1 protein-coding gene and 1 pseudogene are annotated in these 2495 nt (G+C 51.1%); both read left to right on the top strand.

Annotated elements, in window-relative coordinates; genetic code table 11:
* Window positions 1–1843 (top strand): Tex family protein (locus KDK17_RS08335; protein WP_257287840.1); only part of this gene is annotated, 1843 nt, incomplete at its 5' end.
* A 190-nt stretch (window positions 1844–2033) separates the two neighbouring features.
* Window positions 2034–2495 (top strand): annotated as a pseudogene (locus tag KDK17_RS08330) (glutamate--cysteine ligase); the annotation flags it as partial.

Genomic DNA, 2495 nt, shown 5'->3' with positions numbered 1-2495 from the left:
GGAAAGGTTCAGTGAAGACGCTGAACTGCTGGGCAAACTCCGGGATATGTTATGGAGTCAAGGCATTCTTTCCAGCCGGAGTGTTGAAGGCAAGGAAGAAGAGGGTGCGAAGTTCCGCGACTACTTTGAACATGATGAGCCGATCAAACAGGTTCCTTCTCATCGTGCTCTGGCGATCTTCCGTGGCCGTAATGAAGGTGTGCTTCAGTCTAACATTCGTTTGGAGAATGAACCTGATTCGCGTCTGGAAACGCATCCCTGCGAAAAAGTCATTGCGGACCACTGGCACATTGCTGATCAGGGCAGAGCGGCTGACAAGTGGCTAAAAGATGTCGTGCGCTGGACCTGGAGAGTAAAGCTCCTGACCCAGCTTGAAACTGACTTGATGACCCGCATACGTGAAAGTGCAGAGGAAGAAGCGATCAAGGTTTTTGCCAAGAACCTGAAAGATCTGCTTTTGGCAGCTCCTGCGGGGCTGCGCCCAACTCTGGGTCTTGATCCGGGTCTGCGAACGGGTGTTAAAGTGGCCGTCGTGGACGCTACAGGCAAACTGGTAGAGCACACCACCATCTTCCCCCACGCGCCTCAGCGTCAGTGGAAAGAGGCTCTGGGTACACTGGCAACTCTCTGTCTGACTCACAGTGTCGAGCTGGTCAGTATTGGCAATGGCACGGCATCCCGTGAAACGGATCGTCTCGTCGCAGAACTGACGAGAGCTTACCCCAAACTGGGTCTGACTAAAATTGTCGTCAGTGAAGCCGGTGCATCGGTTTATTCTGCCTCTGAACTGGCAGCTCGTGAATTCCCGGACCTGGATGTTTCTATTCGTGGTGCCGTATCCATTGCTCGTCGTCTGCAAGACCCACTGGCTGAACTGGTTAAAATTGAACCTAAAGCGATTGGTGTCGGCCAGTATCAGCACGATGTCAGTCAGACTCAGTTGTCGCGCTCTTTGGAAGCGGTTGTTGAAGATTGTGTAAACGCTGTCGGTGTTGATGTAAACACAGCTTCCAGTGCTTTGCTGACCCGTGTGTCCGGCTTAAACAGAACGCTGGCAGATAACATTGTTGCCTTCCGAGACCAGAACGGTGTGTTTTCTGATCGTGAAGCACTCAAGAAAGTAGGTCGTTTTGGTCCTAAAGCATTTGAACAGGCTGCAGGTTTCCTGCGCGTCATGAATGGTGAAAACCCTCTGGATGCTTCTGCAGTGCACCCTGAGTCATATCCGGTTGTGGAAAAGATTGCCAGTCAGTCCGAGCGCGCAGTGCACGGCCTGATTGGTGACTCCCTGTTCCTGAGGTCTCTGGATCCCAAAACGTTTACGGATGAAAGCTTTGGTCTGCCCACCGTGACCGACATTATTTCTGAACTGGACAAGCCCGGACGTGACCCTCGTCCAGAATTCAAGGCGCCGGAATTCCAGGAAGGTGTTGAAAAAATCAGTGACCTGAAGCTGAACATGGAGCTGGAAGGCGTTGTTACCAACGTTACCAACTTTGGTGCCTTTGTTGATGTGGGTGTTCATCAGGATGGTCTGGTGCATATTTCTGCGCTGTCCAACACCTTCGTAAAAGATCCTGCTGAAGTGGTTAAGGCCGGTGATATCGTCAAGGTCAAAGTCATGGAAGTAGACGTCCAGCGCAAGCGTATTGGACTCTCCATGCGCATGGGTGACAAGGCTGAAGAAGTGGCTCAGGCGAGGCAGCAGCCTCGTGGTGAACGCACTGGTGGCACAAAACCTCAAAATCGTGGTGGCAAAAGAAATAACCAGCAGGTTAAAAAAGAACAGTCCGCTGGTTCTTTTGCTGATCTGTTTGCCAATGCTAAAAAGCTGAGAAAGTAAGTGGGTCACAGGAGCAGCCTCTGAGAGGCTGCTCACGGTCTGAGAGGCTTCGCAGTTATTCGATAGGTGCAAGGCAGATTCTAACGTTATATAGTCCGTTCCAAGAAATGATTACCGCCTTATACACTGCTCGCAGGCTCCCGGGCAGAGTGTTGATCTCAAAAAAACGCACCTGGATTGGAATTGTATTTTGACTAGCCAGTATGAGTTTCGTCTGCAACTGCTTCAGCAGTCGTCCAACCAAAACCTGCTCAGTGGTATACGACACGGAATCGAACGTGAAGGGCTGAGGGTATCGGCTGACGCACGTTTGTCGCAGTTTTCTCATCCGGAAGTCTTGGGCAGGACTCTGACGCATCCCTATATCACGACTGACTACTCTGAAGCTTTGCTAGAGTTCATTACTCCGGTCTACTGCAAGCTGGAAGATGTCATGAAGTTTCTGGAAGAGCATCATAGCTACACCTGCCAAAACCTTGATAGTGAAACGCTCTGGGCGGGCAGTATGCCGGCTTTGCTGGAAGGTGAGCAGAGTATTCCTATTGCCCGTTATGGCGACTCTAACCCAGGCAAAATGAAGACTGTCTACCGTGAAGGACTGGCGCATCGTTATGGCAAGGCGATGCAGACTATTGCCGGCATTCACTATAAC

The organism is Endozoicomonas sp. SESOKO2 (assembly GCF_024606245.1).
Lineage (GTDB): Bacteria > Pseudomonadota > Gammaproteobacteria > Pseudomonadales > Endozoicomonadaceae > Endozoicomonas_A.
The sequence above is the reverse complement of the archived record's forward strand: the minus strand, read 5'-3'. Positions and strand labels throughout refer to the sequence as shown.